Origin of the sequence: Streptomyces flavofungini (assembly GCF_041028215.1) — a bacterium.
Taxonomy (GTDB): domain Bacteria; phylum Actinomycetota; class Actinomycetes; order Streptomycetales; family Streptomycetaceae; genus Streptomyces; species Streptomyces flavofungini_B.
The window spans coordinates 1-5708 of the sequence record NZ_JASKYR010000567.1; the positions used below are offsets into that span (position 1 = coordinate 1).

A 5708-nucleotide genomic window follows, 5' to 3' on the forward strand; every position below is an offset into this window, starting at 1 on the left:
CCCCTGGACCACCTGCCCACCATGGTCTCCGGCCAGGCCCCGCCGCACACGCCCGCGCCGCCCGGCGCCCCGGCGTACGGCTATCCGCAGCAGCGGCCCGGCACCCCGGGATACGGCTACCCCCAGCAGCAGCCCCCCGGCCCCGTCGCCCTACGGCCCGGGACCGTACGTACCGCTCGGACCACCCGAGCCACCGCGCCGCAGCGGACGTTCGACGGCGGCGCTGATCGTCGTGGCGCTGATAGTGGCGATAGGCGCGGGCGGCACGGTCTACGCGGTCATGAACGGCGAGGGCACCGACAAGAAGAACGACGACGCCAAGAACTCCGTGAGCAGCGGACCGAAGACGCCGGGGCCCACCTCACCCACGCCGGGTCCGAGCACACCCGGCCCCTCACCGTCGGCGGACGAGGGCGCGGTCCCCGACAAGTACCTGGGCACCTGGTCCGGCGGCCTCGACAACGACAAGGGCCACCACACCCGCCGCCTCACGCTCCAGCAGGGCGAGACCGGGGACACGACCCTGTCCATGGTCGCGGAGGGCCCGATGGAGGACGGCAGCACCTACCACTGCGTCTTCCAGGGCAAGCTGGAGTCCGCCTCCGACGAGCGGCTCCACTTCGGCGGCACCGAGATCACCGTCGGCGAGCCCATGTCGGCCTGCACGCCCGGAAAGCCGAGCGTCGTGACGATCCTCGGCAACGGAAAGCTGCGCCGCGCCAACACGGACGGCTCGGGCGAGCTGACCTTCGACAAGGAGGGCTGACCCCGCCGGGGCCCCGGTGAGCTGAACCGGCGGCGAACAGTCGCCGACGTACCGGCGAAGGCGGCCAGGACCGACCGCCCGGCCCCCTACCGTCACCGCTCATGGAGTGGTCATGGAGTGGCTGAGCACGGAGAACACCATCGCCGTGCTCACGGCGGTCCTCGGCCTGCTCGCCACGGTCGGGGCGCTCTGGTACGAACGCCGCGTCCCCCGGCGCAAGCGCATCGGCTACCGCGTCCAGATGGACACCGCCATAGGGGACAACGTCCGTACGGGCGGCGCCAACGCGCGCCTCGGGCTCTTCGACGAGACGCCCGAGATGTCCGACGCCACGCTCGTCCTGCTCCGCGTGGAGAACGACGGCTCGCAGTCCGTCTCCGACGCCGACTACACGGGGCGCACCCTGCACGGACTGACCGCCGTCTTCTCCAGCCGCACCGTACGCGGCCTCGCGGTGACCGCCCCGGCCGGTGCCGACCATCTGATGGAGCACTTCACGCCGGGCGCGGGTCTGCGCTACGAGGGCAGCACCCTGCACATCCCGCGCGTGCCGCTCAACCGGGGCCAGCACTACAAGCTCCTGGTCCTGCTCACCGGCGGCCCGGTCGGCGGCGAGATCATCGTCTCGGGCGGCCTCCAGGCGGGCGAGGTCCAGCCCAACCGCTCGACCACGCCCGACGACAAGCCGCCGCTGCTCTCCCGCCCCGCCCGCCTCCTGACCGTCCTGCTCACCCTCTCCGTCATCACGCTCGCCACGATCATCGTGCTGCGCGACGACGACCCGCCGCCGATCGAGTGCGCGACGGGAGAGCTGACGGTGCTCGGCTCCACGGCGTTCGCGCCCGTCGCCGAGGAGATGGCGGACAAGTACGAGGACGACTGCCCGGGTTCGGACATCACGGTCGCCGCGCACGGGAGCGCGGCGGGGGTGCGGGAGCTGGACGACGAGGGCAAGAAGGCCACGGGCGGCGGCGGCCGGGCGAAGGGCTCACCGCCCGTGCTCACCTTCTCGGACGGCCCGAAGTCGGACGGTTTCCCGCGCCTGGCGGAGACGCGGGTGGCCGTCTCCGTCTTCGCGCTGGTCCTGAACGACCGCGTGCGGCTGACGAACCTGACGCTGCCGCAGGTGCGCCGCGTCTACCGGGGCGGGGTCCGCAACTGGAAGGAGCTGGGCGGCCCCGACCTGCCGGTGGTCCTGGTCAGCCGGGGGTCGAGCTCGGGGACGCGGGACACCCTCCAGCGCCGCGTCCTGGGCGGCGCCTTCGAGATCAAGGCCTCGTCCAACGACTGCCTGTCCAGGAACGACCGCTCGGTGCCGGTGACGCGCTGCGAGCTGGACTCCACGGACCAGGTCCTGGACGCCGTGCGCCGCGTCCCCGGCGCGATCGGCTACAGCGAACTCCGCGCGGCCGAGGGCCTGAAGGGCCTGCACCGCCTCACCCTCGACGGCCGGGCGCCCTCCGCCGAGCACCTCGGCAGGAGCGGCTACCCCTACCGCGAGATCGAGTACGCCTACACCTACGGCCAGCCCCCCGCCGACTCCCTGGCCTCCAGCTTCCTCGCCTACGCCAGGGGCAACGGCCTGGCCGTCATCCATACCCACGGCCACCTCCCGTGCGCGACCCCGGAGGGCTTGCGCATCTGCGGGGAGGACGGGGCGGGGCGGGGTCGAGCGACGGGCACGCAGCGGCACCCCGGTTCCGCCCTTCCTTGGCCTGGGCCTTGTTCCTCTCTCCCTACCTGGATCGGTAGCGGGGGAACGTGCCGGTGTCGATCGACCAGATGCCCACCTGCACGAGGTCGCCGAACTTGTAGCTGCGCGCGTCGGCATAGCGCGGCTCACCGGCTGACGTGTCCGGGTCGGAGTGCACAGTGACCGTGCCGTCGCGGGGGTCGATGATGATGTAGACGGGCACGCCCATGCGCGGGTAGTCCCGGAGCTTGCTGATGTGGTCGTTGCCCGGGTTCGAGGCGAACTCCTGGGCGTACTCACTCAGCTGCTGATACGTGACCGTCGGCCTGCTCGGCTCCACCGGCTGCGCGCTCATCGGCCTGCTCCTCGCTCGGACATGACGGCGATGCCCGCCCACCGTAACGCCGCTCGCTGCCATGCCCGCAGCATGGCAAAGCATGCCGAAGGGGTGGGTCGCACTTCAGCGCGACCCACCCCTTCGAGCGAGCCCGAGGCACGGGGCCCCAGGTCATACCGCCTAGATGAACGAGTTGATCTCGATCGTCTCCGTGCGGCCCGGGCCCACGCCGATCGCGGAGATCGGGGCGCCGGACATCTCCTCCAGGGCCTTCACGTAGCCCTGCGCGTTCTTCGGCAGGTCGGCGAAGGTCTTGGCCTTGGTGATGTCCTCGGACCAGCCGGGGAGGTACTCGTAGACGGGCTTCGCGTGGTGGAAGTCCGTCTGGTTGTACGGGAGCTCCTCGACGCGCTTGCCGTCGATCTCGTACGCGACGCAGACCGGGATCTGCTCCCAGCCCGTGAGGACGTCCAGCTTGGTGAGGAAGAAGTCCGTCAGGCCGTTGACGCGGGTCGCGTAGCGGGCGATCGGCGCGTCGAACCAGCCGCAGCGCCGGTCACGGCCGGTGGTGACGCCGCGCTCGCCGCCGATGGTGCGGAGCGCCTCGCCGTCCTTGTCGAACAGCTCCGTCGGGAACGGGCCCGCGCCGACACGCGTCGTGTACGCCTTCAGGATGCCGATGACGCGGCTGATCTTCGTCGGGCCCACGCCGGTACCCGTGCAGGCGCCGCCCGCGGTCGGGTTCGAGGAGGTGACGAAGGGGTACGTGCCGTGGTCGACGTCCAGGAGCGTGCCCTGGCCGCCCTCGAAGAGGACGACCTTGTCCTCGTCGAGCGCGTTGTTCAGGATCAGCGTCGTGTCAGCGACGTACTGCTTGATGTTCTCGCCGTGCTCAAGGAGCTGCTCGACGATCTGCTCCGCCTCGATCGCGCGGCGGTTGAACACCTTCGTCAGGAGCTGGTTCTTCTGCTCGAGCGCCGCCTCGACCTTCTGCTGAAGGATCGACTCGTCGTAGAGGTCCTGCACCCGGATACCGGTGCGGTTGATCTTGTCGGCGTAGGTCGGACCGATGCCACGGCCCGTCGTGCCGATCTTGCGCTTGCCGAGGAACCGTTCCGTCACCTTGTCGACGGTCACGTTGTACGGCGTGATGATGTGCGCGTTGCCGCTGATCAGCAGCTTCGACGTGTCGACGCCGCGCTCGTTCAGACCGCTCAGCTCGGAGAGCAGGACAGACGGGTCGACGACGACTCCATTACCGATGACAGGCACGCAGTCCGGGGAGAGAATCCCGGAAGGGAGGAGGTGGAGGGCGTACTTCTGATCGCCCACGACTACCGTGTGGCCGGCGTTGTTGCCGCCCTGGTAGCGCACCACATAGTCCACCGAGCCACCGAGCAGGTCAGTGGCCTTTCCCTTGCCTTCGTCACCCCACTGAGCACCGAGCAGCACAAGTGCGGGCACAGGCGTACACCCCTTCCGGGCGGGGCATGTCCAAGGTCTGGGGGCCGTAGCCGCCGTATGGGTGTGCCTTGGATGCTGCCCCGGAATAGACGAAGCCCCTGGCGCAATAGCGCAAGGGGCTCTTGCACAAAGATGCTACCCGAGGACTCTGCAAAGGGGCGTACGTTGTCGGCTCGCGACCAGCTGCTAGTCGTCATCGACCCGGTCGCCCGCCGCACGGACGGTGAGTCGGTACGGATCGCGAAGGACGTACTCGGAGCGGGCGCGGCCATCCGTACCTGCCTGCCCGAGGGTCCGGAAGACTTTACGAAAGCCCTGGCCAGACGGGGTGCGCGCCGTCTCGTCGTGGTCGGCGACGACCGCGCGCTGCTGCGCGCCGTGGGTGCGCTGCACCGGGAGCGGGGGCTCGGCGGGGCCGCGCTCTCGCTGGTTCCGGTAGGGGCCTCACAGACGCTGGCGCGGTCGCTCGGCGTGCCCACGGGTGCCGTCGCGGCGGCCCGTACGGTCCTCGAAGGGGCCGAGCGGCGGCTGGATCTGCTCGTCGACGAGAGCGACGGGGTCGTCCTGGGCGATCTGCGGATTCCGCCGGTCGGCGCGTCGGCCGCCGGGCGCCCGGACGGGCCCGTCGACGCCACGGCCTCCGTCGAGGGCCACGCCTGGCTGCGGACCTGCCAGTCCTTCGTCCGCACGCTCGCCGCCCGCCCGGCGCGGGTGGCGGCGGCGCCGGTGCCGGGGCCCGCGCGGCTGCGGGTGGAGGCGGACGGCGTCACCCTGGTCGACCTGGACCAGCCGGTCGCGGGCGTCCGTGTCACCGCGGGCGCGGGCGGGCTCGCGCAGGTCGAGGTGCGGCCCTCCTCGGTCGGCGCGGAGGCGGCCCCGCTGCGGGTACGGGCCAGGACCGTGACGGTGTCGGGGGCGGACTTCCGCTACCGCGCCGACGCGGTGGTGGCGGGCCCCGTCCGCACCAGGACCTGGACGGTCCGCCCGGAGGCCTGGGGGCTGACGCTGCCCCGGTGAGCGGGTGCGGCCACTCAGACCTCCACCAGGAGCTCCTCGAACCCCCGGATGACGAAGTTCGGCTTGCGGCGGGGCTCGGCCGCGAGCCGCAGCTTCGGCGCCCTGCGGAGGAGGGCCGCGAGCGAGGCGGCCAGTTCGATGCGGGCCAGGGGCGCACCGATGCAGTAGTGGATGCCCGCGCTGAAGGAGATGTGGGGGTTGTCCCGGCGGGCGATGTCGAGGGTGCCGGGGCGGTCGAAGACGGCCGGGTCATGGTTGGCGGAACCGAACAGGAGTGCTAGTTCGGACCCGCGCGGGATCGTCGTGCCGTCGATCTCGATGTCGTCGAGCACCCAGCGTTCGAAGAGCTGGAGCGGGGTGTCGTAGCGCATCAGCTCCTCGACCGCCGTGGGGATCAGGCGGCCGGGATCGGCGCGCAGGGCGGCCAGCTG

The 5708-nt window shown here is 71.3% G+C and carries 5 protein-coding genes; 3 read left to right on the top strand and 2 right to left on the bottom strand.

Features of this window, described 5'->3' with window-relative positions; translation table 11 throughout:
* The first annotated feature begins 232 nt into the window (after positions 1-232).
* Both AB8Z36_RS29795 and AB8Z36_RS29800 read left to right on the top strand, forming a co-directional pair.
* Complete coding sequence (locus AB8Z36_RS29795; RefSeq protein WP_369216493.1) at positions 233-766, top strand: serine-threonine protein kinase; 534 nt, start codon at positions 233-235, stop codon at positions 764-766.
* 112 nt (positions 767-878) lie between these two features.
* Positions 879-2642 carry a substrate-binding domain-containing protein gene (locus AB8Z36_RS29800; protein WP_369216494.1) on the top strand — a complete coding sequence of 588 codons (1764 nt, stop codon included), beginning with the start codon at positions 879-881 and terminating at the stop codon, positions 2640-2642.
* Positions 2643-2976: 334 nt separating this feature from the next.
* On the opposite strand, the gene AB8Z36_RS29805 is transcribed toward AB8Z36_RS29800, so the two are convergent.
* Positions 2977-4260 carry an adenylosuccinate synthase gene (locus AB8Z36_RS29805; RefSeq protein WP_369216495.1) on the bottom strand — a complete coding sequence of 428 codons (1284 nt, stop codon included), beginning with the start codon at positions 4258-4260 and terminating at the stop codon, positions 2977-2979.
* 132 nt (positions 4261-4392) lie between these two features.
* On the opposite strand from AB8Z36_RS29805, the gene AB8Z36_RS29810 reads away from it, so the two are divergent.
* The gene (locus AB8Z36_RS29810; protein WP_440582029.1) at positions 4393-5277 is read left to right on the top strand and encodes a diacylglycerol kinase family protein; all 885 of its coding nucleotides are present in this window, start codon (positions 4393-4395) and stop codon (positions 5275-5277) included.
* A gap of 14 nt (positions 5278-5291) precedes the next feature.
* Here AB8Z36_RS29810 and AB8Z36_RS29815 read toward each other — a convergent pair.
* Positions 5292-5708 (bottom strand): cytochrome P450 (locus AB8Z36_RS29815; protein ID WP_369216497.1); only part of this gene is annotated, 417 nt, incomplete at its 5' end.